Source organism: Nonomuraea sp. NPDC049486, from assembly GCF_040676925.1.
GTDB classification, from domain to species: Bacteria; Actinomycetota; Actinomycetes; order Streptosporangiales; family Streptosporangiaceae; genus Nonomuraea; species Nonomuraea ferruginea.
In genome coordinates, this window is record NZ_JBFAPV010000023.1 from 63,286 (window position 1) to 89,903 (window position 26,618).

General features: G+C 72.8%; 19 protein-coding genes. 2 read left to right on the forward strand and 17 right to left on the reverse strand.

Annotated features, from left to right (window positions below; all coding sequences use genetic code 11):
• Positions 1–11 precede the first annotated feature (11 nt).
• From AB0K05_RS41015 to AB0K05_RS41025, 3 genes are read right to left on the reverse strand one after another with little or no spacing between them, the layout of a single operon-like run.
• Positions 12–452 (reverse strand): DUF1801 domain-containing protein, encoded by a 441-nt coding sequence (locus tag AB0K05_RS41015; RefSeq protein ID WP_364236742.1) that lies wholly within the window; start codon positions 450–452, stop codon positions 12–14.
• 44 nt (positions 453–496) lie between these two features.
• Positions 497–1,108 (reverse strand): glyoxalase, encoded by a 612-nt coding sequence (locus tag AB0K05_RS41020; RefSeq protein ID WP_219552005.1) that lies wholly within the window; start codon positions 1,106–1,108, stop codon positions 497–499.
• Positions 1,109–1,152: 44 nt separating this feature from the next.
• Positions 1,153–1,497: a VOC family protein gene (locus AB0K05_RS41025; protein ID WP_148031031.1), complete on the reverse strand. Its 345-nt coding sequence runs from the start codon at positions 1,495–1,497 to the stop codon at positions 1,153–1,155.
• A 135-nt stretch (positions 1,498–1,632) separates the two neighbouring features.
• On the opposite strand from AB0K05_RS41025, the gene AB0K05_RS41030 reads away from it, so the two are divergent.
• Positions 1,633–4,428, forward strand: coding sequence for a LuxR C-terminal-related transcriptional regulator (locus tag AB0K05_RS41030; protein WP_364236746.1), 2,796 nt, complete (start codon positions 1,633–1,635; stop codon positions 4,426–4,428).
• Here AB0K05_RS41030 and AB0K05_RS41035 read toward each other — a convergent pair.
• The 4 genes from AB0K05_RS41035 to AB0K05_RS41050 form a co-directional block, all read right to left on the reverse strand.
• A complete protein-coding gene (locus AB0K05_RS41035) occupies positions 4,425–6,170 on the reverse strand; it encodes an AfsR/SARP family transcriptional regulator (RefSeq protein ID WP_364236779.1) in 1,746 nt (581 codons plus the stop codon). The two genes, AB0K05_RS41030 and AB0K05_RS41035, sit on opposite strands and share 4 nt — an antisense overlap.
• A gap of 264 nt (positions 6,171–6,434) precedes the next feature.
• On the reverse strand, positions 6,435–6,725 hold the full coding sequence (locus tag AB0K05_RS41040) for a hypothetical protein (RefSeq protein WP_364236747.1): 291 nt from the start codon (positions 6,723–6,725) through the stop codon (positions 6,435–6,437).
• A gap of 58 nt (positions 6,726–6,783) precedes the next feature.
• Complete coding sequence (locus AB0K05_RS41045) at positions 6,784–6,930, reverse strand: hypothetical protein (protein WP_364236749.1); 147 nt, start codon at positions 6,928–6,930, stop codon at positions 6,784–6,786.
• Between the two features lie 87 nt (positions 6,931–7,017).
• Complete coding sequence (locus AB0K05_RS41050) at positions 7,018–8,025, reverse strand: aldo/keto reductase (RefSeq protein WP_148031033.1); 1,008 nt, start codon at positions 8,023–8,025, stop codon at positions 7,018–7,020.
• Positions 8,026–8,306: 281 nt separating this feature from the next.
• Here AB0K05_RS41050 and AB0K05_RS41055 point away from each other — a divergent pair, with 281 nt between their 5' ends.
• Entirely contained in the window at positions 8,307–11,171 is a 2,865-nt protein-coding gene (locus AB0K05_RS41055) for a BTAD domain-containing putative transcriptional regulator (RefSeq protein WP_364236753.1), read from the forward strand.
• 10 nt (positions 11,172–11,181) lie between these two features.
• Here the strand turns inward: AB0K05_RS41055 and AB0K05_RS41060 are convergent, their stop codons facing one another.
• The 10 genes from AB0K05_RS41060 to AB0K05_RS41105 form a co-directional block, all read right to left on the reverse strand.
• A complete protein-coding gene (locus AB0K05_RS41060) occupies positions 11,182–12,396 on the reverse strand; it encodes a hypothetical protein (RefSeq protein ID WP_148031034.1) in 1,215 nt (404 codons plus the stop codon).
• 156 nt (positions 12,397–12,552) lie between these two features.
• Positions 12,553–13,221, reverse strand: coding sequence for a response regulator (locus AB0K05_RS41065; protein WP_148031035.1), 669 nt, complete (start codon positions 13,219–13,221; stop codon positions 12,553–12,555).
• The gene (locus AB0K05_RS41070) at positions 13,218–15,755 is read right to left on the reverse strand and encodes a DUF4118 domain-containing protein (RefSeq protein ID WP_364236756.1); all 2,538 of its coding nucleotides are present in this window, start codon (positions 15,753–15,755) and stop codon (positions 13,218–13,220) included. Before AB0K05_RS41070 ends, AB0K05_RS41065 begins: the two co-directional genes overlap by 4 nt.
• A 1-nt stretch (position 15,756) precedes the next feature.
• The gene (locus AB0K05_RS41075; RefSeq protein ID WP_364236759.1) at positions 15,757–16,590 is read right to left on the reverse strand and encodes a potassium-transporting ATPase subunit C; all 834 of its coding nucleotides are present in this window, start codon (positions 16,588–16,590) and stop codon (positions 15,757–15,759) included.
• On the reverse strand, positions 16,590–18,653 hold the full coding sequence (gene kdpB, locus AB0K05_RS41080) for a potassium-transporting ATPase subunit KdpB (RefSeq protein ID WP_271278219.1): 2,064 nt from the start codon (positions 18,651–18,653) through the stop codon (positions 16,590–16,592). Before kdpB ends, AB0K05_RS41075 begins: the two co-directional genes overlap by 1 nt.
• A complete protein-coding gene (kdpA, locus tag AB0K05_RS41085) occupies positions 18,650–20,314 on the reverse strand; it encodes a potassium-transporting ATPase subunit KdpA (protein WP_364236763.1) in 1,665 nt (554 codons plus the stop codon). Before kdpA ends, kdpB begins: the two co-directional genes overlap by 4 nt.
• Entirely contained in the window at positions 20,314–20,403 is a 90-nt protein-coding gene (gene kdpF / locus AB0K05_RS41090; RefSeq protein ID WP_271278221.1) for a K(+)-transporting ATPase subunit F, read from the reverse strand. The genes kdpA and kdpF overlap by 1 nt, the downstream gene beginning before the upstream one ends.
• A complete protein-coding gene (locus tag AB0K05_RS41095; RefSeq protein ID WP_271278222.1) occupies positions 20,400–20,591 on the reverse strand; it encodes a hypothetical protein in 192 nt (63 codons plus the stop codon). The genes kdpF and AB0K05_RS41095 overlap by 4 nt, the downstream gene beginning before the upstream one ends.
• A gap of 65 nt (positions 20,592–20,656) precedes the next feature.
• Positions 20,657–23,095: a PEP/pyruvate-binding domain-containing protein gene (locus AB0K05_RS41100; protein WP_364236767.1), complete on the reverse strand. Its 2,439-nt coding sequence runs from the start codon at positions 23,093–23,095 to the stop codon at positions 20,657–20,659.
• 139 nt (positions 23,096–23,234) lie between these two features.
• Positions 23,235–26,438, reverse strand: a complete 3,204-nt coding sequence (locus tag AB0K05_RS41105; RefSeq protein WP_364236769.1) for a family 78 glycoside hydrolase catalytic domain — start codon at positions 26,436–26,438, stop codon at positions 23,235–23,237.
• Between the last annotated feature and the right edge of the window lie 180 nt (positions 26,439–26,618).

Below are 26,618 nucleotides of genomic sequence, written 5' to 3' on the forward strand. Positions count from 1 at the left end.
TGCGCCGGGCCTCAGCTCGCCGCCTGCTTCACCAGTGCGCTGATCCGCGCCTCGACCTCGGGCGTCACCTCGGTCAGGGCGAACGCGACCGGCCACATGGGGCCGTCGTCCAGGTTCGCCCGGTCGCTGAACCCGAGCGTCGCGTAGCGGGTCTTGAACTTCCCCGAGGGCTGGAAGTGGCAGACGATCTTGCCGTCCAGCGCGTAGGCGGGCATGCCGTACCAGAGCCTCGGCGCCAGGGCCGGAGCGCCGGCCATGACGGCGGCGTGCACGCGCTCGGCCATGATCCGGTCCTGGTCCGGCATCTCGGCGATCTTGGCGAGAACGTCTCGCGCCGCTTCCGCCGCCTTGTCCGCGCGCGTGCCGCGCCGTGCCGCCTTCTTCCGCTCGGTGGCGTGCTCCTTCATCGCGGCCCGCTCCTCGGCCGTGAATCCCTCGTACGTGCTGCTCATGACAGGACCTCTCTTTCGAATCTTTCGAAGATGTGCGGAACGGCTCAGACGGCTGCGGGCTCCCAGACGAACCCGTCCGGGTCGGTGAAGGGCCCGGCGTCGCCGCCGATCACGAGCCGGTGCGACCCGGCGCCCTCCTGGGCGACTCCGGTGTCCTTGGCCAGCGCGCGGCGCGGGTAGAGCGCCAGCGTGACGGCCGACGACGGGGTGTCGAACTCGACGTACTTGCCGCCGAAGCTCTTGGCCACGGCCAGGCCGCGCTCGACGTAGAACCGCTTGCTCGCCTTGACGTCCGCCACCCCCAGCAGGAGGGCGACCTGCTCGATGCGCCGGGCGGCGGGGCCGGTGTCCTTCTTCTTCGAGGTCGCGATCTTGCAGATCGTCCCGTCCGGGGCGCGTACGACGCCGCCGTAGCCCCAGAACCCCTTCGCGGCCGGCTTCAGCGTCGTGGCGCCGGCGTCGAGCGCGGCGCCGATGAGGGCGTCGACGTCGCCCGGCTGGGCCGCCACGAGTGACAGCGCGAAGCCGCGGAAGCCGGTCGCCGGCGCGTCGGAGGCGCGGACGTGCACGTACGGGTCGAGGCCGAAGGCCCGGTAGAAGGCGTCCGCGGCGGCGGGGTCGGGGACTTCCAGGGTGACGGATGCGAAGGAGGTCATGGCGGTTCCTTTGGGAGAGTCGGGGTCGTGGTCGATCAGGGGGCTCATCGGTCCTGGATCAGTCCGAGGACGTTGCCGTCGGGGTCGGTGACGGTGGCCACCAGGCGGCCGGCGCCGACCTCGTGCGCGGCCTCCCGCACGGTGGCCCCCGCGGCCGTCATCTCGGCCACCTTCGCCTCGATGTCGGGCACGTGCCAGTACGCCACCGGCGAGGTCATGCCCTGCGGCCCGCCGCCGGGCACCAGCCCGATGTGCTGGCCCCCGGCCTCGAAGCCGACGTAGTAGGACGAGTCGGTCTGCGGCTCGACGCCGAGCAGGGCCGCGTACACGGCCTTGGCCTTGGCCAGGTCGGTCACCGGGTGCAGCACGGTCTTGATGGAGATGGTCATGGTCGCTCCTCGTGGTTCGTCGCTGGGTAAAGCCTGCCGCCCGGCCCGGCCGGTCCACATCCGTGCTCACCACGGAATCCGGCCACGGATCGACGGCACGGACCACGCACGGAGCGGATGCGCCAAACTGGGACAGTGGCGACAGAAGTGGATATCTCGGCTCGGGAAGCCGAGGTGCTGGACCTGGTCGGGGCCCATCTCAGCAACGCCGAGATCGCGGCACGGCTGTGCATCTCGGTGCGCACGGTGGAGAGTCACGTCTCCTCGCTGCTGCGCAAGCTGGAGGTGCCGGACCGCCGGGCGCTCGCCCGGCGCGCGCCAGAACCGGCCGGCGCCGCCCCGTCGCCGGCGCCGGTCCTGCCGGCCCCGCTGACCTCGTTCGTCGGACGGGCGAGCGAGCGGGCCGAGCTGGCCGAGCTGATCAAGACGAACCGCCAGGTGACCGCGGTCGGTCCCGGCGGAGTCGGCAAGACCCGGCTGTCGCTGGCCGTGGCCGCGCGGGCGGCCGGCGAGTACGCCGACGGCGTGTGGTTCGCCGACCTGGTCCCGGTCACCGATCCCGGCCTGGTCGCCACCGCCGTCGCCGGGGCCGTCGGCCTCGGCGAGGAGCCCGGCCGCGACCTGACCGAGTCGGTGGCCGCCGCGCTGGCCGACCGCCACGCGCTGCTGGTGCTGGACAACTGCGAGCACGTGCTGGACGGGGTGGCGCTGTTCACCGAGCGGCTGCTGGCGGCGTGCCCCCGTGTGACGGTGCTGGCGACCAGCAGAGCCCGGCTCATGGTGCCGTTCGAACGCGTGTACACGGTTCCGCCGCTGTCGCTGTCCGCCGACGGAGGGTCCGACGCGGTCGCGCTGTTCATGGAGCGGGCCGCGGCGGCGGGCCGGCCGCTGGATCCCGCGCTGCGCGACCAGATCGCCTCCGTCTGCGAGCGGCTGGACGGGATGGCGCTGGCGATCGAGCTGGCCGCCGCCCGGTGTTCCACGCTCGGGCTGGACGGCATCGCCGCCGCCCTGTCCCACCCGCTGCGGATGCTGACGGGCGGCTCCCGCGCCGACGAGCGGCATCGTTCGGTGCGGGGGGCGCTGGACTGGAGCCACGCGCTGCTGGAGCCGGCCGACCGGGCGCTGCTGCGCCGGGTGTCGGTGTTCGTCGCGCCGTTCACCGCCGCCGCGGCGGCGGAGGTGGCCGGGGACGAAGAGGGCATCGTCGCCGAAGGGCTGGCCCGGCTGGCCGAACAGAGCCTGCTCGTGGTGACGGCCGCCCCGGGCGGGACCGGGTACCGGGCGCTGGAGACCATCCGCCAGTACGGGATGGAACGGCTGTCCGAGGCCGATGAGCTGGCCGTCACCCGATCCCGCCACGTCCGCTGGTGCCTGGAGCGGGCCGACGGGCTGGCGGTGGCGCGGGAGGGCTGGCGGGCCGGGTTCGACGCGGTGGCGGACGACCTGCGCGCGGCCCTGACGTGGGCGGCCGACCGGCCGGAACGGCGCGCGGAGGCGTACCGCCTCGCCCGATCCCTGGCGGAGCTGACCTTCACCCGTAACCTGATCGGCGAGTCCCAGGAGCGCTACGAGCAGGCCGCGGCGCTCGCCGGCGACGCCGCCGCCGCGCCGATGCTCCGGCAGGCCGCCGCCGTGGCCGGGTGCAGGATGCGCGGCGACGACATGTACCGCCTGCAGCGCGCCGCCGCGGACGCCGCCCGCCGGTCGGGCGACCTCGCCGGCGCCGCCTGTGACCTGGCGATCGCCGCCGCCAACGCCTGCCGGTTCTCCGGCAAGTTCGTACGGGAACTGCCACCGGAGGAGACGGACGCGCTCATCACCCGGGCACGGGAGCTGGCCGGCGGCGACGCGGCCGCCGAGGCCGCCGTGGCGCTGGCCGAGGCCGGGCGGGCGCTCACCGAGGTCGGGGCGGAGGAGGGCCTGGACGACGCGGTCCAGGCGACGATCGCCCGCGCGGAACGAGCGGTCGAGCTCGCCCGCCGCACGGGCGACCCGCTCGCCGAGTCCGCCGCGCTCGACACGCTCACCTGCGCCCGGAGCTGGGCCGGTGACACGTTCGCCGCCGCGGGCACGGCCCGGCGGCGGATCACGCTGCTCTCGTCCGCGCCGGAGACCCCGGCCGGCACCCACGAGCTGATCGAGGCGCTGGGGGAGGCGGCCGAGGCCGGCATCGGCACCGGCGACCTGCCGGGTGCCCGCCGGTGGGCGCGGCGGCTCGCGGAGCATCCGTTGCTGGCGGAGGTCGGCCACCGCGCCACGGGCTGGCTCCTGGTGGCCGACGCGCTGGCGGGCGACGTCGAGGACGTGCTCACCGGCGGCGTACGGTTCCTCGACGCGTGGCAGCGGGCCGGCCGGCCCGCCAGGTCGGTCCTCGGCCCGCCGGCGGCCGCGGTGGCGATGACGCACGCCCTGCGTGGCGACCTGGACGCCTCGCGCGAGTGGAGCGCGGTGCTGGGCCGGCTCGACGACTCGCCGGGGAACACCCGCGGCTACGGGGCGGTCTTCGACGCGCTGCCGCTCCTCCACCGCGGGCAGGCGGCGGAGGCGCTGGAGCGGCTGGCGCCCGAGCCGGGCGAGGTGTGGCAGTGGGTCACCTGGATCTGGCTCCACTGGTACGTGGCGCTGCGCGCCGAAGCCGCCGTACTGGCCGGAAGCCCCGACGCCCGCGACCGGGTGGCCGGGGCACGTGCCGTCGTGGCCGGCAACCCGGTCGCCGGCGCCATCGTGGAGCGAGCCGGAGCCCTGCTCGACGGCGACCGGGAGGCGCTGCCCGCCCTGGCGGCCGCCTTCGACGCCGCGGGCTGCCGCTACCAGTCCGCGCGAACCCTGGTGCTCGCCGGCGGCGCCCACGCCTCACGCGGCGCCGCCACGCTACGCGACCTCGGACTCGCCCCGTTGCCCCCAGCTCCGGCGCCGCCCGAGGGCTAGAACCGGACGGGGGCCTCCGCGTCGATCGTGGATGGTCTGTATTCGCGCAGAAACAGCAGGGCGCCACGGGCCGCGTCTTGGTCCGGTGCCGTGTCCTGGCGTCGCATTTCCGCGGCCGCGTACGACCTGACCAGGCGGTGCAGCTCATAGCGGTGGGGGCCGGTCTGCTCGGCGAGGTGGTTCGCCACCAGGTGGTCGAAGTGGGCCCGTACCCGGTCGACCGGCATGCCGACGAGTGCGGCGACCGGGCGCGGGTCGAGCACCGGGCCCGGATGGAGACCGCCGGTGAGGCGCAGGACGCGCTTCGTCGTCGTGTCGAGCCGCTCGTAGGAGGAGGACAGCATGGCGTGCACCGCGTCGTCACCGGAGGCGACGGCGTCCGGATCGGCGTCGATGTCCCGTACGAGGTCCGTGAGCGGCAGCTCGGGCTGACGCGCGAGTCTCTCGCCGATGACGCGCAGGGCCAGGGGCAGGCCGTCGGACAGGGCCGCGAGGCGGCGCGCCTGGTCCGTCTCCCGCCAGGCCGGGTCCTTGGCGAGCAGACCGGCGAGCAGGGCGGCCGACTCGTCGCCTGACAGGGGGCGCAGGACGACCCGTGTCGCGGCGCCGCTCGCGACGAGCCCTCGTAGCTGGTTGCGGCTGGTGACGACGACCACCGGCCCGCGGCCCGGCAGGAGAGGCCGCACCTGCCGGGTGTCGAGAGCGTTGTCGAGCAGGACGAGCAGGCGGCGGCCGGTGGTGCGCGTCCGGAAGAGGGCGGACGCCGCCGTCTCGTCGGCCGGTATGTCGCCGGGGGCGACGCCGAGGCCGCGCAGCAGGGCGCGCAGCGCGTCGGCGGGTTCGAGCGCCGGCCGCGCGTCGAAGCCTCGCAGATCGAGGTACAGCTGCCCGTCCGGGAAGTCCCCGGCCACGGAGGCGCACCACCGTATCGCCATGGCCGTCTTGCCGACGCCGCCACGACCGACGACGACGGCGGTCCTGGCCGCGGAACCCTCCTCGGCCAGGGCGTCGTCCAGGAGCCGGAGCTCCTTGGCGCGGCCCACGAAGTGCCTGACGTCAGGGGGGAGCTCCCGTGGCGGCGTCACCCCCGGGAAGGCGACGTCGTCGCCGGACAGGATCGCCTCGTGCAGCTCGCGCAGTTCGCGGCCCGGCTCGATCCCCAGCTCGTCACGTAACGTACGGAACACCGAGCTGTAGACGTCCAGCGCTTCCGCCCTGCGCCCGCACCCGCGCAGCGCCGTCATCAGCTGGGCCCAGTGGCGCTCACGCAGCGGATGCTCCCGGGTGAGAGCCCGCAGCTCCGCGATCAGCTCACCTGGCGGACCTGCCCGGAGTTCCAGGTCGACGCGCCGCTCGACGGCGTGCTGATACTGCTCGGTGAGGATGGGCACATCCAGGTGGTGCAGCACGTCCGACTCCACGTTCTCGCACGCCGGGCCGCGCCAGAGGCCCACCGCCCGGCGCAGGAGCGCCACCTCGTCCTCCGGGCGGCCGGCCCGAGCCGCGAGACGCAGCAGCCGCCGGAACTCGAGCAGGTCCAGCCGCTCATGATCGAGCTCCATGACGTAGCCGCCGTCCCGCGTCCGGATCAGGCCGCCGTCGCCGAGCCATCGACGCAGGCGGACGACGTACGTCTGCACCACGCGGCGCGGGTCACGCGGGAGTCTGTCACCCCAGAGGCGCCTGGCCAACTGGTCCACGGAGACGCACTGGTCGGCGTGCAGGAGCAGCGTGGCGAGCAGGACCCGGTTCTTCTAACCCGGCACGGACGTCCGGATGCCCTCCTCGGTCGTGACCGACAGAGACCCCAAGATCGAGAAACGCGACGCCACCATGACGATCACCTTCGTGCGAGTGCCGGAGAACAGCCGCGGCACACGCTAGAGCGGACGGCGAGCCCGCTCGAACCTTTCGAACAGGGACTAACAGTCGCCCATGAGGCGTCACCCCCGGAAAAGCGGACCGCCGCGCGGACGAGGCCGGCGGCGGTGGCGAAGCGACGCGCGTCAGGACGGGCAGGTGCCCCCGTCGATGACCGTCATCCCCCCAGGCGCTATATAGCCGTTGCGCGACGGGACGGACAACCGGGAGTATTTCGTGTAATAGAAAATGATCACTGTGCCGCTGGGAATCGACCCCTTGGGGGTCCATCCCGTCGCCGTGCGATACAACGTCTTGCTGACGTTGAGCTTCGCCTGGGTCCAGTTGCACTTCGCGACCGTGGCTGTCGCGGCGGCGCTGCCGGTGAAGAGCGTGAGACCGACCGCGAGCGCGGTGCCGATAATGGCGATACGCACCTATATCCTCCGTTTCAAATCTGCTGGGGAACAGCGGGCAGGCTATTCCCGCGCACATTCATGCGGCCTTCGCGCCGCCTTCACGGGGTGTAGCGGTAGCCCATGCCGGGTTCGGTGATGAGGTGCCGGGGTTGCGCAGCAGGATCTCCAGGATGTGCCACTCGGTGGGCGTCAGCCGCAGGCCGCCTGACACGGTCTTGCGCACCAGGTCCACGGTGTGGTCGCCGAGGTGGACGGCGGCGAGTTTGGTGTCCCGCGTGGCGGCGCGGCGGGAGACGGCGCGGATCTCGTCTCAGGCGCCGGCCGTGTCGAGGCGGGCGAACTGCTCGTCGGTGAGCTTGACGTCGAGCGCCGGCAGGGCCGCCTCGTACTGCTGGAGCGTGCGCGGCCCGATCAGCGGCACGACCGTGGGCGAGGTCTGGCGCAGCAGCCACGCGAGGACCAGCGCGTTCGGCGTCACGCCCGCCTCGGCGGCCACCTCGGCGACGGCGGCGAGCCGGGCCTCGGCGTCCGGGCCGCCGTACGGCTCCATCGCCCCGTGGCCCTCGCGCTTGGCCGGGTCGTCGTAGATGCCCTTGAGGATGGGGGAGTACGCCACCAGGGTCAGGTCGTCATGCCCCTCCAGGTAGTCCAGCTGCTCGTCGTCCACGATCGACGCGTGCCGGAGCCCGGCGCGGCGGCGCAGGTACGAGTGCTGCTGCTGGAGCGCGACCGGCGCCGGCCAACCATGCCGGGCGCACAGCTGCCGGATGCGCTCCAGCCGCCAGGTCCGCGCGTTGGACCAGCCGATGTGGCGGGCCTTGCCGGCCCTGACGATCCCGGCGAGCGCCTCCAGAGTCTCCTCCAGAGGCGTGGCCCGGTCGTCGACGTGGACGTAGTACAGGTCGACGTGGTCGGTGCCGAGCCGGCGCAGGCTGCCGTCGATCGCCTCCCGCAGGGTCTTCGCCCCGGCCCCGGCGAACGTCCTGTAGGCCACCTCCCAGTCCGGCCGGCCGCCGGCCCAGACCGCGTCCAGGTCACGGGGGACGGCGCTGCCCTTGGTGGCCAGGAACACGTCCTCGCGCCGTCCGGTCCTGGCCAGCCAGCGGCCGATCAGCTCCTCGCTCTCGCCGCCGCGGCTGCCCCGGCGCTCCCACCAGGCGTAGCAGTCGGCGGTGTCCAGGAAGCCGCCGCCCGCCTCGGCGTACCGGTCCAGGATCGCGACGGCCTCGTCCTCCGGCGTGGCGGTGCCCATGATCATGCAACCCAGGGCGAGTTGGCTGACCTGTTCACCGGTACGGCCGAGCTGCACGGTCTTCATGTGATTCGCGTCCTTCCTCGATCTCGTGGCGATGACGCCCGCGATCCCGGCGGCCCCCGTGGCGCGCCCGTGTCATGACGCTAGAAGCTCGAGTGCGCTCCAGGTCAAGTGCCCGGCCGGTGGGCCACCGGGTTCGACGCCGAGTCCGGTGCAGCCGGTAAATAGACGTGGATCGATGCCGGGCCGGAGGCGATCATCAGGGAGTCAGTTGCCATGTCCCCCTGAAGATCGGGAATGTACGCATGATCCCGCCGGTCGGAAGGGGCTCTATGGGGGTCCCGATGGCCATGAAGCACGCTCCGGCGGACTCGACGGGCACGATACCGGCCGGGCCGCCGGTGGAGTTCCGGCTGCTCGGCGAGGTCGAGGCGGCGGCCGACGGCCGGCTCGTGGATCTCGGCCACGCACGGCAACGCCGCGTCCTGGCGGTGCTCCTGATCGAGGCCAATCGTGTCGTGTCGGCCGACCAGATACTGGATCGGGTATGGGGTGAGGCCCCTCCGCAACGCGCCCGCGCGGCCGTCCACGGCTATCTGTGCAGGCTGCGGCGGGTGCTGACCGAGATGGACGGTGTCGGCCTCGTGCGCCGGCCCGGCGGGTACGCCCTCACCGTCGACCCCATGACCGTGGACCTGCTCAAGTTCCGGAAGCTGGTCGCCGAAGCCCGCGAGGCGGAGGAGGGCGGAACCGCCCTGGCCCTGTTCGACCGGGCGCTGCGTCTATGGCGCGGCGACCTGGTGGCGGGGCATGACTCCGCGTGGCTGAACGACGTCCGTCATGGCGTGGCCCTGGAGCGTCTGGCCGCCGAACTGGACCGCAACGATCTCGTCCTCGACCGCGGCGGGCACGCCGGGCTGCTGGCGGAGCTGACCGCCTCCGCCTCCGCGCATCCGCTGGACGAACGGATCGCGGGTCAGCTGATGCTCGCCCTCTACCGCTGCGGCCGCCAGGCCGGCGCGCTCGACGTCTACGAACGGCTTCGGCGACTGCTCGCCGAGGAACTGGGCGCCGGCCCCACCCGGGCACTGCGAGATCTGCACGTGCGGATCCTGACCACGGATCCGGCCCTGGTCGTACGCGAGCCCGTGAAGGCGGCCGAACGGCCCGTCCAGCCGCTGATCCCGCGTCAGCTGCCCGCGCCACCGCGGTCGTTCACCGGGCGGGCCCGCCAGCTCGCCGCGCTCGGCGAGGCCATGCGCGCGCCGTCCGGCCTGGGGGGCACCGTGACGATCAGCGGTGCCGGCGGCCTCGGCAAGACGTGGCTGGCTCTGCGGTGGGCCCATGAGAACGCGGACCGGTTCCCGGACGGCCAGTTGCACGTCAATCTCCGGGGTTTCGACCCGGCGGCGGATCCCCTGCACCCGGCGGTCGCGGTGCGCTCCTTCCTCGACGCTCTCGGCGTGCCGCCCGCCGTGATCCCGCCGGATCCGGAAGCGCAGGCGGCGATGTACCGGCACCTGACCGCCGGCAGACGCATGCTGATCGTGCTGGACAACGCCCGCGACTCCGCCCACGTGGCGCCGCTGCTGCCCGCCACTCCCACCTGCGCCGTGCTCGTCACCAGCCGCCGCAGGCTGACCGGGCTGATCACCGCGCACGGCGCCCGGCCGCTGGTCCTGGACGTGCTGACCGAGGCCGAGTCACGCCGGCTGCTCACCCGCGAGTTCGGCGCGAGCCGGACGGCGGCCGAGCCCGAGGCCGTCGCCGCCGTGATCCGCCACTGCGGGGGCCTGCCGCTGGCGCTCGGCGTCATCGCCGCCCGCGCCGCTGTCCACCCCGGGCTCTCCCTCGGCGTGCTCGCCGGTGAGCTGCGGCAGGCCACCACCCGGCTGGACGCCCTGGACGGCGGTGAACTGGCGGTCAACCTGCGGGCGGTCCTGTCCTGCTCGTACGATGCCCTGTCCTCCGGTGCGGCCCGCGTCTTCGCCCTCCTGGGCCGCGCCCCGGGACCGGAGATCAGCCTGCCGGCGGTGGCCAGCCTCACGGCGCTGACCGTCACCCGTACCCGGGCCCTCCTCCGCGAGCTGGTCAACGCGCATCTGCTGGACGAGCCGGTCCCTGACCGCTACCGGGCGCATGACCTGGTGCTGCTCTACGCGGCCGAGCTGTCCGGCCGTCTCGACGCCGGGGGAGCCGGGCTGAGGCGGCTGCTCGACCACTACCTGCACACCGCCCATCGCGCGGATCGGGCGCTCAGCCCGCACCGCGAGCCGCTGACGCTGCCCCCGCCCCGGCCCGGCGTCGTCGTGGCGGACATCGCCGACCATCGCGCGGCTCGGGCCTGGTTCGGCGCCGAGTACCCGGCGCTGCTGGCCACCGTCGACGACGCCGGGTCCGACGCGTACGTCTGCCGGCTGGGGTGGGCGCTCATGACCTTCTGCGACAGGCGAGGGCTGTGGCATGATCAGGCCGCGACGCAGCGCGCCGCCCTGGAGGCCGCCCGGCGTCTGGCGGACCGCCCCGCCGAGGCCCACGCCCACTGCGGCCTCGCGCTCGCGTACATCTCTGTGCGGCGGTACGGTGATGCCGGCGAGCACCTCCGGCAGGCCCTGCGACTGTTTCGTGCGCTCGGTGACCGCGCCGGGCAGGCCCACGCCCACCGCTGCATGGCCCGGCTGTTCGCACAGCAGGGCCACCACCGGGAGGCGCTGCCCCACGACGAGCAGGCATTCGACCTGTTCCGGACTCTGAAGAACCGGCGCGGCCAGGCCGCCGGGCTCAACGCCATCGGCTGGCACCACGCCCACCTGGGCCACCATCACCGAGCCCTCGCCCACTGCCGGCAGGCCCTGTCGCTCTACCAGGAGATCGCCGATCGTCAGGGCGAGGCGGCGACCTGGGACAGCCTCGGCTTCATCCGGCGCCGCCTCGGCCATCTCCGCCAGGCCGTCACCTGCTACGCGCGGGCGCTGGCGCTGTTCCGCGAGCTCGGCGCCAGGTACTCCGAAGGCCTGGCGCTGAGCTCGCTCGGTGACATCCTTCACGACGCCGGCGATCCCGCCGCCGCCCACCGCCACTGGCAGGACGCGTTCGACATCCTCGACCAGCTCGGCCACCACCGCGCCGAGGAGGTCCGGGTCAAGCTCGGCGGGGCGCGAAGCTCCGGTCCCTCGCGGCCGGTCGCGCCGCGAGGGACCGGATCGTGAGCCGCCGAGGTCACGGGGCCAGCCACACCTGGACGCCGAGCGCCTCGTCGTAGTAGTCGGCCGCGCTGAACACCTCGCCGTTGTCGCAGTTCCCCACGTGCGATCCGTACGCCGTGTCGTTGAAGGACCAGCCGCCCCCGCTGTCGCCACTGATGCCGACGTCGTTGTCGGTCCCGACCAGCCGCTCCGTCGGGAAGGGGAAGGGGGCGAACGTGCAGGTCACCGAGACGCTGTCGACGTCGGGAGTGCAGTGCCTGACGTTGGAGGACCGGCCGTACTGGCAGACGGACTCGCCCAGGCTGATAGCGGCCACCGGCTCCACCGACCTCGCCTCCCGCACGTCGGCGCTGCTGGCGTAGAAGATCCCCGCCAGTACGGGAACGCCGAAGTGGTACTCCACGTCGCCCCAGGCCCGGCGATGCTGGAACTGGGGCGTGATCGGGAACGACAGGCCCGCGTCGGTCCAGTCGATCTCGTTCATGCCGTCGCAGTGGCCCGCGGTGGTGATGCCGGGAAGCACGCCGTTGGCGAGGATCGGCCAGCCGCTGGTGCACTGGGAGCCGCCGCCGCGCACCCGTTCCCCGCCGAAGCCGAACTCCAGGCTCGTGACCGGCTCGTCCCGCACGGCGAGATCGATGTGCGGGCGCAGGCCCTGCGGCATCGCGGACAGCACGGCCTCCGGCCGCGAGTCGACCCCCGGCGTTTCGGTGACCTGGGCCGGGATCCGCCCCGCGCCCACGATGTCGACGGACGTGGCCACGGAGGTGAAACCGTAGGCCACGAGCGCCTTGTGCACGGTGAGCTGGCGCTCCTCCAGCTCACCGAACGAGTACGGTTGCCCGTCCACGACGTCGATGTCCACGTCCGCGCCGGCCACCAGCCGGTCGACGAACGCATCGGCCGGCCCCTTGACGTAGAGCGTCGGCGCACCGCCGGGAAGGGGGTTGACGGCCGAGCCGACGAAGATCTCCGGCCTCTCGCGCGCGACCTTGGCGGCGACGTCACCGACGGCCTCCGCCGCCTTGCGGTCCGCCGCGGCCTGCGCCAGGGTCCAGCCCTTGCCCTCCGCGACCAGCTTCAGATCTTGACGCAGGGCTTCCGCCGGCGACTGAACGGGCGGCGGGTCCGGTAAGCCGGTACGAGCCGCGGCCGAGGCCGGCGTCCCGGCTGACAGCAGCAGCGCCGCGACGACGAGGGCGACCGGCCCATGAATGCGTTGTCTCACTGACATACCTCCACCGTCGATGTGTAGGCGCCAGCCTGCGGGCCGCTCCTTCCGCAAATCTTCGGCAACCCTTGAATCCGCAGCTCAAAGGTCCGTGGGTCGCCCCCTTCGGATCCCCGAAGGGGGCACGCGGGTCCGTGGCCGGCCGCACGGGGGTCAAGGGGTGTAGCGGTAGCCCATGCCGGGTTCGGTGATGAGGTGCCGGGGGTGGGCGGGGTCGCGTTCGAGCTTCTTGCGGAGCTGGGCCATGTACTGCCGCAGGTAGTGGGTCTCCTTGACGTACGTGCTGCCCCACACCTCGGCCAGCAGGTAGCGCTGGGGGATGAGCTTGCCGGGGTTGCGCAGCAGGATCTCCAGGATGTGCCACTCGGTGGGCGTCAGCCGCAGGCCGCCTGACACGGTCTTGCGCACCAGGTCCACGGTGTGGTCGCCGAGGTGGACGGCGGCGAGTTCGGTGTCCCGCGTGGCGGCGCGGCGGGAGACGGCGCGGATGCGGGCCAGGAACTCCTCGATGCTGAACGGCTTGGTCACGTAGTCGTCGGCGCCGGCGTCCAGAGCCTCGATCTTGTCCTGGTTGCCGGCCCGCCCGGACAGCACGACGATGGGGACCCGCGTCCAGCCGCGCAGTCCGTGGATGACCTCCACGCCGTCGACGTCGGGCAGGCCGAGGTCGAGCACGACCAGATCGGGATGCCATTCGGCGGCCTGGCGCAGCGCGGAGGCGCCGTCGGTGGCGACGGCGACCTCGTAGTCGCGTGCCGTCAGGTTGATGCGCAGCGCGCGCAGGATCTGCGGCTCGTCGTCGACGACCAGGATCCTGGTCATGAGGTCGACGTCTCGAAGTGGACCGGCATGCTGACGATCATCGTGAGACCTCCTCCTGGAGTCTCCTCGGGGGTGAGGGTGCCGCCCATGGCCTCGGTCAGCCCGCGCGCGAGGGCCAGGCCGAGCCCCACGCCGGTGCCGTTGTCGCGGTCGCCGAGCCGCTGGAACGGCAGGAGGACCCGCTCGCGGTCCTCCGGCGGGATGCCGGGGCCGCGGTCGACCACCCGGATCTCGACCATGTCGTCCTGCCGGCTGCCGGTCACCAGCACCTGGTGAGCGGGCGGGCTGTAGCGGACGGCGTTGCTGATCAGGTTGACCAGCACGCGTTCCAGCAGGGCCGCGTCGGCGACGATCTCCGGCAGCTCGATGGAGACGTCGCTCCTGACACGCCCGCGCAGCGGGCCCAGGTCGTCGATCGCGCGGGGCACGACCTCTTCCAGGGCGATGGGCTGGAGCGACAGGCCGAGGACGCCCGCCTGCAGGCGGCTCATGTCGAGCAGGTTCTCCACCAGCCGGCCCAGCCGGGCCAGGGACTCGTCGGCGGTCGCGAGCAGCTCCTCACGGTCCTCGTCCGTCCAGGTGATCTCGCGGTTGCGCAGGCTCTCGACGGAGGCCCTGGCGGCCGACAGGGGGGTGCGCAGGTCGTGGCTGACGGCGGCGAGCAGCGCGGTGCGCATGCGGTCCGCCTCGGCCAGCGGCCTGGCCCGTTCGGCCTCCTCCTCCAGGCGCTCCTGCCGCAGCGCGACGGCGGCCTCGGCGGCGAACGCCTCCAGGACGCGCCGGTCGCCGGCGTCCAGCAGCCGCCCGCGTGCGGCGAGGACCAGCTCGTCGCTGATCACCACGTCGGTGTCGGCCGCGGCGGGCGCGGTGCAGGGGGCGGAGCCGGAGACGGCGACGATGCGCCAGGCTCCGGGTTCGGACTTGTCGTCGGGCGTGGGCTCGCCGACGCGTTCGAGCAGGGTGACCGAGTCCAGGCCGAACGTCTCGCGCAGCCGGGCGAGCAGCGAGGGCAGCGCGGCCTCGCCCCGCAGCACGTGCCCCGCCAGCGTGGACAGCACCTCGGCGTCCGCCCCGGCGCGGGCCGCCTGGCGGGTACGCCGGGCGGCCACGTCCACGATCGTGCTGACCGCCACCGCGACCAGGACGAACACGATGAGCGCGAGCAGGTTGTCCGGATCGGCGATCGTCAGCCTTCCCGTGGGCCGGGTGAAGAACCAGTTGAGCAGCAGCGACCCGCCCACCGCCGTGGCGATCGCCGGCAGCATGCCGCCGATCAGCGCCACCACGACGACCAGGCACAGGAACAGCAGGATCTCGCTGGGCAGCGAGATCACGTCGCGGAACGGCCAGAGCGCGGCGGTCACCGCCGGCAGGCCCGCCACCGCCACGATCCACCCGGCCACCCGCCGCTTGCGGGTCAGCGCCGCCCGCGCGCGTTCGGGCCGCCGGCGGCCCCGCTTGACCTCCTCGTGGGTGACGAGGTGGACGTCGATCGAACCGGACAGCGCGGTGGTCTCCAGGCCGACGCCGCGGGAGAGGATCTGCGCGAACCTGCCGCGCCGGGAAGCGCCCAGGACGAGCTGGGTGGCGTTGACGCCCCGGGCGAAGTCCAGCAGGGCGCGGGGGATGTCGTCGCCGACCACCTGGTGGTAGCTGCCGCCCAGGCTCTCCACCAGCGCGCGCTGCCGGGCCAGGCTCGCCGGGTCGCTGGCGACCAGGCCGTCGGAGCTGGTGACGTGCACGGCCAGCAGGTCGGCGCCTTTGGTGCGGGCGGCGATGCGCGAGGCGCGGCGCACCAGGGTGTCGCCTTCCGGGCCTCCGGTCAGGGCGACGACGACGCGTTCGCGGGTCTCCCAGGTGGTGGTGATGCCGTGCTCGGCGCGGTAGCGGTCGAGCTGGTCGTCCACCTTGCCGGTGACCCAGAGCAGAGCGAGTTCGCGCAGGGCGGTGAGGTTGCCGACCCGGAAGTAGTTCGACAGCGCGGCGCTGACCTTCTCCGGCGCGTAGACGTTGCCGTGGACCATCCGGCGGCGCAGCGCCTCCGGCGACATGTCGACCAGCTCGATCTGGTCGGCCCGCCGTACCACCTCGTCGGGCACGGTCTCGCGCTGCGGGACGCCGGTGATCTCCTGGACGACGTCGTTGACCGACTCCAGGTGCTGGATGTTCACCGTCGTCACGACGTTGATGCCGGCGTCCAGGATCTCGTCGATGTCCTGCCAGCGCTTGACGCGTTCGGAGCCGGGCACGTTGGTGTGGGCCAGCTCGTCGATCAGCGCCACCTTCGGCCTGCGCGCGATGACGGCCGCCACGTCCAGCTCGGTGAAGGCGGCGCCCCGGTGGACGATGGTCTTGCGGGGGACGATCTCCATGCCCTCCAGCAGGGCGGCGGTGCGGGGGCGGCCGTGGGTCTCGACGAAGCCCACGACCACGTCCCGGCCGCGCTCCCGGGCGCGGCGGCCCTCGGCGAGCATCGCGTACGTCTTGCCGACCCCGGGCGCCGCCCCGAGGTAGACCCGCAGCCGCCCCCGCACGTCACGCCCCGTCGAGGGCGAGGTTGAGTTCGAGCACGTTGACCGCCGGCTCGCCCATGAAGCCCAGCGCGCGTCCGGTGGTGTGCTCCTCGACCAGGGCCTTGACCCGTGCGGGCGGCAGGCCGCGTTCGCGCGCCACCCGGGGCGCCTGGAGCTCGGCGTAGGCGACGGAGATGTGCGGGTCCAGCCCGGAGGCGCTGGCGGTCACCGCGTCCGCCGGCACGGCCGGCGGCCCGGCGTCGCCGCGCACCGCGACCGTACGGCCCGCCGCGTAGTCCTCGCCCGGTTTCGCGCACTCCACTCTCTTGCCCTGGTACGAGGCGATGAACGGGGTGGCGGGACAGGCCTGGTTGACGCTGACCGCGTGGCCGGCGAAGACCTTCAGCACCGCGCCGGTCCCGTCGGGGGTGCAGTACGGTCGGGCGCCGCTCACGCCCTCCAGCTCACCGGCCGCCTTCGAGCGGGCGCAGACCCGGGTCAGCAGCGACTGCCTGCCCTCGTCCCCGGCGCCGGGCACCGGCAGGACGTCCACGATGTCCTCCGGGCCGAGGTTGCTCGCGCCCGTGGAGGTCGGGTCGTAGCCTTCGCCGGACGCCGCCGGGCGGGACTGGAAGTACTTCTTGACCGGATCGCCGCCGGCGTCGGTGAAGGACTGGCCGATCAGCGAGCTGCCGCGGCCGCCCTCGACGATCGAGCCGTTGGCCCGGTGGTTGAACAGGATCTGGGCGACGCCTGTGGTGACCAGGGGATAGATCAGGCCGAGCAGCACCGTCAGGACGGCGACCGCCCGGATCGCGGCCGCGTACCGGCGCACCCAGCTTGGCAGGCGTTTCATCATGACATCCCCGGAAGAAACTGGATCAGCAGATCTATGATCTTGATGCCGATGAACGGCGCGATGATGCCGCCCAGGCCGTAAACGTACAGGTTGCGCGACAACAGCTTGGAAGCGCTGGACGGCCGGTAGCGGACCCCGCGGAGCGCCAGCGGGATCAGCGCGACGATGACGAGCGCGTTGAAGACGACGGCGGACAGGATGGCGGACTGCGGGCTGGCCAGGCGCATGACGTTGAGCGCGTCCAGGCCGGGATAGACGGCCGCGAACATGGCCGGGATGATCGCGAAGTACTTGGCGACGTCGTTGGCCATGGAGAACGTGGTCAGCGCGCCGCGCGTGATGAGGAGCTGCTTGCCGATGTCGACGATCTCGATGAGCTTGGTCGGGTTGGAGTCCAGGTCGACCATGTTCCCGGCTTCCTTGGCGGCGCTCGTGCCGGTGTTCATGGCCACGCCGACGTCCGACTGGGCCAGGGCCGGGGCGTCGTTGGTGCCGTCGCCGGTCATGGCCACCAGCCGGCCGCCCTCCTGTTCCTTCTTGATGAGCGCGAGCTTGTCCTCGGGGGTGGCCTCGGCCAGGAAGTCGTCCACTCCCGCCTCGTCCGCGATGGCCTTGGCGGTCAGCGGGTTGTCGCCGGTGATCATGACGGTACGGATGCCCATCCGGCGCATGTCGTCGAAGCGCTCCCGGATGCCCTCCTTGACCACGTCCTTGAGGTGGATCACGCCCAGGACGCGGCCCTTCTCGGCGACCACCAGCGGGGTGCCGCCGGAGGCGGCGATGCCGTCCACGAGACCGCCGGCCTCGTCGGCGGGGTGGCCGCCGGCGTCGCGCACCCACTTCATGACCGCGGTGGCGGCGCCCTTGCGGACCTGGCGCCCGGCCTGGTCCGGCGCGCCGGGTTCCGGTGGGAGATCGACCCCGGACATGCGGGTCTGGGCCGTGAACGGCACCCACTCCGCATGGGCCAGCTCGCCCGGCCGGCGCTCGCGCAGGCCGTAGCGCTGCTTGGCGAGGACCACGATCGAGCGGCCCTCGGGGGTCTCGTCCGCGAGGCTGGACAGCTGCGCCGCCTCGGCCAGGTACGCCTCGGCGACCCCGTCCACCGGGACGAACTCGGTGGCCTGCCGGTTGCCCAGGGTGATCGTGCCGGTCTTGTCCAGCAGCAGCGTGGACACGTCGCCGGCGGCCTCGACCGCGCGGCCGGACAGCGCCAGGACGTTGCGCTGGACGAGGCGGTCCATGCCGGCGATGCCGATGGCCGACAGCAGCGCCCCGATCGTGGTGGGGATGAGGCAGACCAGCAGGGAGACCAGCACGATGCCGGTGACGCCGTCCGCGCCGAGGGCGAGCGAGTCCGGCACGCCGGGGTTGACGAGCTTGGTGTAGATGGCCAGGGGCTGCATGGTGACGGTGGCGGTCAGGAAGATGATCGTCAGCGCGGCCAGCAGGATGTTGAGCGCGATCTCGTTCGGCGTCTTCTGCCGGTTCGCGCCCTCGACCAGGGCGATCATCCGGTCGATGAAGCTCTCGCCGGGCTTCTGCGTGATCTCGACGATGATCCGGTCGGACAGCACCTTGGTGCCGCCGGTGACAGCGGAGCGGTCGCCGCCGGACTCGCGGATGACCGGGGCGGACTCGCCGGTGATGGCGGACTCGTCCACGCTGGCGATGCCTTCGACGACGTCTCCGTCGCCGGGGATGACCTCACCCGCCTCGACGATCACCCGGTCGCCCTGCCGCAGTTCGGGCGCCCGGACGACGTCCCAGTGGCCGGGGTCGTCCGGGCTCCTGAGCCTGCGGGCCTCGGTGCCGGTCTTGGCCGCGCGCAGCGTGGCGGCCCGCGCCTTGCCGCGGCCCTCGGCCACGGCCTCGGCCAGGTTCGCGAAGATCACGGTGAGCCACAGCCACACCACGACGGCCCAGGCGAAGAACGTCGGCTCCACGACGGCCAGCACGGTGGCGAACACGGCGCCGGCCTCCACGATGAACATCACCGGGTTGCGCCACGCCGTGACCGGGTTGAGCTTTCTCAACGCGTCCGGCAGCGAGCGGATCATCGGGACAGTCCTTCCGCGAGGGGGCCGAGCGAGAGGGCCGGAAGAAAGGTGAGGGCGACCAGGATGATCGTCACGCCGGCGACCATGCCGACGAACTGCGGCCGGTGGGTGGGCAGCGTGCCGGCGCCCTCGGGGACGGGTGACTGCGCGGCCAGCGAGCCGGCCAGCGCGAGCACCAGGATGATCGGCAGGAACCGGCCGAAGGCCATGCACAGGCCGAGCGCCACGTCGTACCAGGGGGTGTTGACGGTCAGGCCCGCGAAGGCGGAGCCGTTGTTGTTGGAGGCGCTGGTGAAGGCGTACAGGACCTCGGAGAGGCCGTGCGGGCCGGTGTTGAGCATGGCCGCGCGCCGCTCTTCCGATCCCATCGCGGACGCGGTCCCGGCCAGCACCAGGACCGGGGTCACCAGGAAGTACAGCGAGGCGAGCTTGATCTCGCGGGCGCCGATCCTCTTGCCGAGGTACTCCGGCGTGCGGCCGACCATCAGCCCGGCCACGAACACCGTGATGACGGCCAGGATCAGCATGCCGTACAGGCCGGCGCCGACCCCGCCGGGGGCGACCTCGCCGAGCATCATGTTGACCAGCGTCATCATGCCGCCGAAGGGCGTGTAGGAGTCGTGGGCGGAGTTCACCGCGCCGGTGCTGGTCAGGGTGGTGGAGGCGGCGAAGGTGGCGGAGTTGGACACGCCGAAACGCATCTCCTTGCCCTCCATGGCGGCGCCGGCCGCCTGCGGCACGGTCGCGTTCCCGGAGAGCTCGAAGACGTTGGTGAGCAGGACGCTCGCCAGCGCGAGCACGCCCATCACGGCGACGATCGCGTAGCCCTGCCTGACCTGGCCGACCATCCTGCCGAAGGTGCGCGGCAACGCGAACGGGATCAGCAGGATCAGGAAGATCTCGACCCAGTTCGTCCAGGCGGTGGCGTTCTCGAAGGGGTGGGAGGAGTTGGCGTTGTAGAAGCCGCCGCCGTTGGTGCCCAGCTCCTTGATGGCCTCCTGGGAGGCCACCGGGCCGCCGGTGATCGCCTGGGCGCCGCCGGTCAGCGTGGTGACCTCGTGGACGCCGGAGAGGTTCTGGATCACCCCGCCCGCGACCAGCACCAGCGCGCCGGCGAACGCGATCGGCAGCAGGACGCGGACGGTGCCGCGGACCAGGTCCACCCAGAAGTTGCCGATCGTGCCGGCGGCACGCCGGGCGAACCCGCGCACCAGGGCGATCGCCACGGCCATGCCGACCGAGGCCGAGACGAAGTTCTGCACGGCCAGCGCGGCCATCTGGGTCAGATGGCCCATCGTGGACTCGCCGGAGTAGGCCTGCCAGTTGGTGTTGGTCACGAAGCTGACCGCGGTGTTCCAGGCGATGTGGTCGGTGACCGGCGCCATGCCCAGGCTCAGCGGCAGCTTGTCCTGCAGCCGCTGCAGCCCGTACACCACCAGGACCGAGACGACGGAGAACGCGAGCAGGGCGCGCGCGTAGACGCCCCAGCGCTGCTCGGCGTCGGCGCGCACCCCGAGCAGCCGGTAGATGCCGCGTTCGACGAGGTTGTGCCGGTCGGTCGAGTAGACGCGGTACATGTAGTCGCCGAACGGCTTGTGCACCAGGGCCAGCGCCGCGATCAGCGAGGTGACGAGGACGAGGCCCGCCACGGTGGTGCTCATCAGAAGCGCTCCGGGAACAGCAGGGCCGCGACCAACAGGATCACCAGGGCCACGGCGACCACGAGACCGGTCGCGTTGACGGCGTTCACAGCCGCTCCACCGCCCTGACGACCAGCCCGAGGACCGCGAAGACCGCGATCGTCAGGGCGACGAAGATGACGTCTGCCATTCCACTCCTCAGTTCGATGTCCGAGAGCGCCGCCGCCTTCACCGCGGTGGCCGCAGAACAAGCGAACGCTGAGGTATGGAGGGTTTTGCCGTTCTTGACGGGTTTCATACGGCTACGAACCGAATCTTGACGGCTTCTCTACGCGTGCCATCGAAAGCGACGCGCGCCGCCGGTCACTCCGGTTCGACGCGTACCGTGCCCGCCGTGCCGTCGACCGTGATCAGCTGACCGGTCGTGATCTCGCGGGTGGCGTCGCGGACGCAGATGACGGCCGGGATCCCGTACTCGCGGGCCACGGTGGGGCCGTGCGCGACCGGCGAGCCGGTCTCTGTCACCAGGCCGGCCGCGGTCATGAACAGCGGTGTCCACCCCGGGTCGGTGGTCGGCGCCACCAGGATCTCGCCCGGGTCGATGTGCGCCCCGACCGGGTCGCGGATCACCCGCGCCCGGCCCGTCGCCTGGCCCGCGGCCCCCGACATCCCGGTCAGCACGCCGTCCTGGACCGGCCGCGCGGGGGCGAGCGCCTCCACGTCGGTCCCGTCGGACAGCAGGGCGCCGGGAACGGAGGGCCGCCGCAGCTCCCGCTCGTACTCCGCGCGCCGCCTCGCGGCCAGTCCCCGCTGGTCGGTTCCGTCGTGCACGGCGGCGCGCGCCTCGTCGAGAGTCAGGAACATGATGTCGCCGGCGTCCGCCAGCCGGTCACGGGCGGCCAGGTCCGCGCCGACCAGGAGGAGTTGCCGCCGGGCCGCCTGGATCGCGGGCAGCCAGGCGAACTTCCCGATCTCCCGCAGCCCGGTGAGCCGGCGCGAGCGGCGCATGAAGAACACCGCCAGCCGGCCGCGCACCGGCCGCCTGCGCCGCGCCCGCCGCGACAGCGTCGTGATCATCCGCTCGGCCTTCGCCGCCGCCGCCCTGAACCGCGCGTCGGGCGCCTGCCCGGGGTCGTCGACGCGGAGATAGTTGGCGATCGTCGCGAACAGCGGCGCGGGGTCCTCGTCCCAGTGGGGCACGCCGACGTCGATCTCGGCCGCGGCGCGCATCCCGTACTTCGCCAGGAAGCCCGCCATCCCGATGTCCGGGAGGTCGCCGGCGAAGTATCCGGCGGCGAGCTCCTCCGGCGGGGTGCCGAGGAACAGCTCGCGGTGCTCGCGGGCCCGCACCGCGAGGTCCCAGAGCTCGAGGTCCATCTCCGTGGTCACGTTGTACGGCATGCCGCCGAGCACGGTGTCGAGCTCCTCGTCCGAGGCGACGCCCTTGAGCAGCGCGGCCGGGATCGTCCCGGCGATAATGCCGGCCGCCAACGGCCAGAGGATCCCGTGCATGTCGATGTTCATGATCGGCTTGTGGGAGTCCTCGATCACCCACCGCAGCCGTTCCGCGGCGGTGGCGGACTCGCCCGGCGGGGTGGTGAGGCGCTTGATCTCCGCGACGCCACGGTAGGCGCGAGCACGGGCGAGATCCGGGTTGACCAGGCTCGACACGACTCCGGCGACCCCGCCGGGCAACATCCGCAGCGCGCCCTTGACCAGGCTGCCGACGCGGAACGGCAGACCGGGCCGCGGCGCGAACCGCGGATCGTCCAGCATGCTCAGCACGGCGCCCTGCACCCTCGGCCCGTAGATCTCCAGCGAGGTCCCCAGGCGCCCGCGCATGACCCCGCTGCGCAGGAAGTCGGTCACGTCGAAGAACAGCCGGCCGCCGATCGACACCAGCCGGGGCATCGGGTCGCGCCGGTCGACCCGGGCCCCCGCGGCCTCGAACCACAGGCTCGAGCCCGACTTGAGCAGCGAGAACCCCATCGGGGTGCACGGGCGCAGCATGCCCTGCATGTGGCCGAACTCCAGGTAGAGCCGCGTGTCACCGGTGTCGGGCGGCGGCGGGAAGAGGGTGGTGATCGGCCGGGACTGCAGCAGCCACAGCGTCCCCCCGGCGTCGATCGCCCACTCGACGTCCTGCGGCGAGCCGAAATGCTCCTGCAGCCGCGCCCCCGCAGCCCGCAGCTCTTCGAGCCGCGCCGCGTCGAGACACCCGTCCGGGTCCGGCACGGCCGGCGCTCCCCGGCGGAGGACATGATGGTCGGGTACGACGGTGCCCTCGACGATCGCGGTGCCCAGACCGGGAGCGGCGTCGACGACCATGTCCGTACGGCAGCCGGTGATCGGGTTCGCGGTGAACATCACCCCCGCCACGACGGGGTCGATCATGCGCTGCACCACCACGGCCATGGCGGGCTCGTCCTCGACGTGCACGGCTGCGCGGTAGGCGACGGCGCGCTCGGTGAACAGGGAGTCCCAGCAGCGGCGGACCGCGTCGATCAGCTCCGCGTGACCCTCGACGCCGAGGTACGTGTCCTGCTGCCCGGCGAAGCTGGCCTCCGGCAGGTCCTCCGCGATGGCGCTGGACCGGACCGCCACCCGCCCACCGCCGAGCCGCTCGTACGCCTCGACCAGTTCCCGCTCCGGCAGCTCTCCTGACCGGTAGCACTCGACGGTGAGGCAGAAGCCGTCGGGGACGCGCTCACCCGCCCTGATCATCTCTCCGAGCCCGGCGCCCTTGCCGCCCACCAGGTCGATCATGGAGGCGTCGATCTCGGACAACCCGATCAGCTTCATCGCGCCATCTCCTCATGGCCGGCGCCATGCGCGACATGGCCGCCCCCGGTTTCCCGGCGCTCCGCCCCCGACGCTAACACCGCGGCGGAATCCAGACCAGGCGGTCACCCCCGTGTCACGAGGGTGACCGCCGTGCGGGTCAGGTCGCCGCCGCGAACGTGTACGAGCCGGAGGCGACCTCGTAGACCGCATGGCCGCCGTCCATGCGCAGGAAGGCCGCGCGGTGGGGCGCCGCCACGAGGCGCCTGTCCCCGGCGGGCACCCAGACCTCGGCGGCGGTGTTCGGGGGCACCTCCACCGTCAGCGTGAACCGGCCTGCCTTCTTGGTCCAATCAGACCGTACGGTGCCGTGCGGGGTGTCGTAGCCGCCCTTGACGAAGGTGAGGTCGCCGACCGGTTTGGGGTGGATGACCAGCCGGCGGTAGGCGGTCGAGCCGTCGGCCGCGCGGATGCCGGCCAGCCCGGTGTGGAACCACTCCTCGATCTGGGCGAGGATCATGTGGTTCTTGGAGTCGCCGCGGTTCCAGCGCTCGCCCATGGTGGTCATGCCGCCCGGGTTGGCGCTGGTGGACTCCATGAAGAAGCCGTAACCGGGCTGGTCGTCCTCCTGGAGCAGGTCCCACAGCACGTCGTCCCTGCCGCCGTCGGCGAGCGCCCGGACGGTCGGCCCCATCCCGATGGTGCCGCCGCTGAAGTGCGGGCCGTCGCCGTTGGGGTGGAAGGCGTACACCAGCTCGACGAGCGCGTCGAGCACGGCCTGCCGCTCGCCGTCGGGGACCAGCCCGGCGTCGAGGGCGAGCGCCTGGGCCGTCTGGGTCGCGCCCGCCATGCCCGCGTCGCCGTCGGAGGTGTAGCGGCGGAGCTGATGGTTGTAGAAGCGGGCGTTGAAGGCGTCCTTGATGTCGGCGGCCAGCGCCCGGTAACGGGCGGCGTCGCCGGCGTGGCCGGTCAGCCCGGCCATCGTGGCCAACTTGCTGATCATGACGTAGTAGCCCCAGGTGCCGGTGATCCGGCCGGAGGTCTGGTCGGCGGCCACCCAGTCGCCCAGGGCGGCGTCCACGATGTGGGCGTCGGCCTTCTCCCGCTCGATGTAGCCGGCGAAATCGGTCATCCGGTCGTAGTGGCGGGCCATCGTCTCGGTGTCGCCGTAGAGCTCGTACAGCAGGGACGGGACGAGGATGATGGCGTTGCCCCAGTTGATCTCGTCGCCGAAGCGCCCGCTGTAGCCCCAGTCGTAGACCGGGGTCTTCAGCGCCACGTTCCCGCGCATCGGGGTGTCGGCGACCGACTGCCCCTCGACGAGGTGCCGCATGGTGGTCTTCAGGTACGCGCTGAGGTCGTGGTCGCGGTGGATGGCGCCCATCGGCATCGTGTAGTCGGCCGGGTAGGACAGCTTCTCGCGGCCGGGGCAGTCGGTGAACACCGACATGATGTTCGAGGCGAAGGAGTATCTCGCCATCTTGTGGATCCGGTCGACGCGGGCGCTGGAGGTCGTCACCCGGCCCGCGACCGGCGTGTCCGCCTGGAGCCGGATCCCGGTGACGAGGTCCTTCGCGGGCCTGTAGCCCTCCGGCAGGCCGGTGACCTGGATCCACTGCATCCCGAAGTAGGTGAAGTCGGGGTGCCAGGTCTCTCCGCCGCGGAGCCCGGCCGTGGTGTAGGTGGAGAACAGATCGCGGCCCCGGCTGCCGCCGCCACCCATCAGGGAGGACTGGTCGACGGTGCCGTCAGGGGCGAGGGACTCGGCGGGCGACATGCGGACGGTGACTCCGGCGGGCACCCTGCCCCTGAGGTGCAGCAGCGGCCATCCGGTGATGTTCTGGCCCAGGTCGAACACCCAGACGCCCGGCTTCGGGTTGGTCATCGAGACCGGGGTGAGCTTCTCCACGGCCCTCACCGGCTCGGCCGTACGGCCGACGAGCTCGGTCGCGAGGTTCGGGGGAGGGGCGATGCCGGCGGCCCGCCACTCCATCGCCGAGCCGTCGCGCCGCGTGGCGGCGGGGGACAGGTCGGCGCCCGGCGCGTCCCAGCCGGGCTGCTCGCGGCGTGCGTCGTGGTCCGAGCCGGAGTACCACGCGTCGGTGACCAGCGGGCCGAGCGCGGTGCGCCAGTCGCGGTCGGAGACGACGGCGTCCGCCGAGCCGTCGGCGTAGCGGATCTCCAGGCGGGCGATCAGGCGCGGCGTCACCGCGGCGCCGGCGCTCGGGTCGCTCGCGGCGATGTTGTTGCCGGACCCGGTGACGGCCGCCCCGGCACGGTGCGGCTTCTCCAGCCCGGGGGTGAAGGTGATGCCCGTGCCGCCGGGGCCCGGCGTGCCGATCGCGGTGATCGTACGGGATTCGAGGGTGTCGCCGCCGTCGCCGGTGTCGATGTTGACGGTGCCGCCGAGGTGGTAGCCGGTGACGTCGTCCAGTCTCACCGTGGTGGCGCCGGGCGCGGCGTCGGCGGCCAGAGTGCCGCTGCCCTTCAGCCGGCTCTGCCACCAGGAGTAGGGCGCGGTCCGGCCGGCGGCGGGGTTGGTGACGCTGCGCCGCACGTAGGCGGGGCCGTTGCCGAGCCGGACGCCGAGCGTGTTCGGTCCGCCGCGCAGGTGCCGGGTGACGTCGTAGGCGCGGTACTCGCTGGAGAGCTGGTAGTTGGAGTTGCCGGGGGCGAGGACCTCGTCGCCGAGCTCGCGGCCGTTGAGCGTCGGCAGGTGGAGCCCGACGCCGGAGAGGTAGAGGCGGGCTTCGGCCACCCGCTTGCCGCGGTCGAGGTCGAACGCGCGGGCGAAGATCGGCATCGGCTGGTTCTCGGTGCGGCCGGGATACTCGATCCAGCGGGCGCCTCCCCAGTCGCTCCGCTCCAGCAGGCCGATCTCCCAGGAGGAGGGCCTGCTCCAGGAGGACGGCGTGCCGCCGGCGTCCCAGACGCGGACCTGCCAGCTGACCTTCTCGCGCGAGCGCGGGGGCCGCCCGCCGTAGCGGACGCCGGACTGGACGGCGGAGCTCACCTTGCCGGAGTCCCAGATCAGCCGCCCGTGCCTGAGGTCGGCCTCGCTCGCGGCGGCCTGGATCTGGTACGCGGTCTGCGCGTCCGCGGGGCAGACGGCGGGGGAGGGGCGCCGGTGGCACGGGTGGGCGGCGCCCTGCCGGGTCTCCGTCATCCGCCAGCTCAGTAAGTGCGCGGTGGCGTCGATGCCGAGCGGCTGGTCACGCCGGCCGTCGACGCGCAGGTCGACGGCCTCGACGTGGGGCTGTCCGCCGGCGGCGGACGCCGGGGGGACGAGGGGCTGCGAGAGGACGAGGGCGAGAGACACCCCCGCCCCGGCGAGCACGCGGGTCCGGCGAGGTGCGGTGAACACGAGGTCACTCCCTTCCGGCGGCATGGCCGCTCTTCCGTGGTGAGCCCCCTGGAGAGTGAAACGATTTAACATCCGCGGACGTCGTCACCGTAAGCGCTCCCTCATGTGCCGTCAAGAGGCAACGGTTCCCGCTCCCGCCGCACCTCGACCGGCCGCGTGTGTGGATGCGTGGGTAACGTT

Bases quoted from the DNA above. Each gene is read 5' to 3' on its own strand.
- AB0K05_RS41015 (WP_364236742.1), bottom strand. From the start codon at position 452: ATGAGCAGCACGTACGAGGGATTCACGGCCGAGGAGCGGGCCGCGATG.
- AB0K05_RS41020 (WP_219552005.1), bottom strand. From the start codon at position 1,108: ATGACCTCCTTCGCATCCGTCACCCTGGAAGTCCCCGACCCCGCCGCC.
- AB0K05_RS41025 (WP_148031031.1), bottom strand. From the start codon at position 1,497: ATGACCATCTCCATCAAGACCGTGCTGCACCCGGTGACCGACCTGGCC.
- AB0K05_RS41050 (WP_148031033.1), bottom strand. From the start codon at position 8,025: ATGAAGACCGTGCAGCTCGGCCGTACCGGTGAACAGGTCAGCCAACTC.
- AB0K05_RS41055 (WP_364236753.1), top strand. From the start codon at position 8,307: ATGGCCATGAAGCACGCTCCGGCGGACTCGACGGGCACGATACCGGCC.
- AB0K05_RS41065 (WP_148031035.1), bottom strand. From the start codon at position 13,221: ATGACCAGGATCCTGGTCGTCGACGACGAGCCGCAGATCCTGCGCGCG.
- AB0K05_RS41075 (WP_364236759.1), bottom strand. From the start codon at position 16,590: ATGAAACGCCTGCCAAGCTGGGTGCGCCGGTACGCGGCCGCGATCCGG.
- kdpB (WP_271278219.1), bottom strand. From the start codon at position 18,653: ATGATCCGCTCGCTGCCGGACGCGTTGAGAAAGCTCAACCCGGTCACG.
- kdpA (WP_364236763.1), bottom strand. From the start codon at position 20,314: ATGAGCACCACCGTGGCGGGCCTCGTCCTCGTCACCTCGCTGATCGCG.
- AB0K05_RS41095 (WP_271278222.1), bottom strand. From the start codon at position 20,591: ATGAAACCCGTCAAGAACGGCAAAACCCTCCATACCTCAGCGTTCGCT.
- AB0K05_RS41100 (WP_364236767.1), bottom strand. From the start codon at position 23,095: ATGAAGCTGATCGGGTTGTCCGAGATCGACGCCTCCATGATCGACCTG.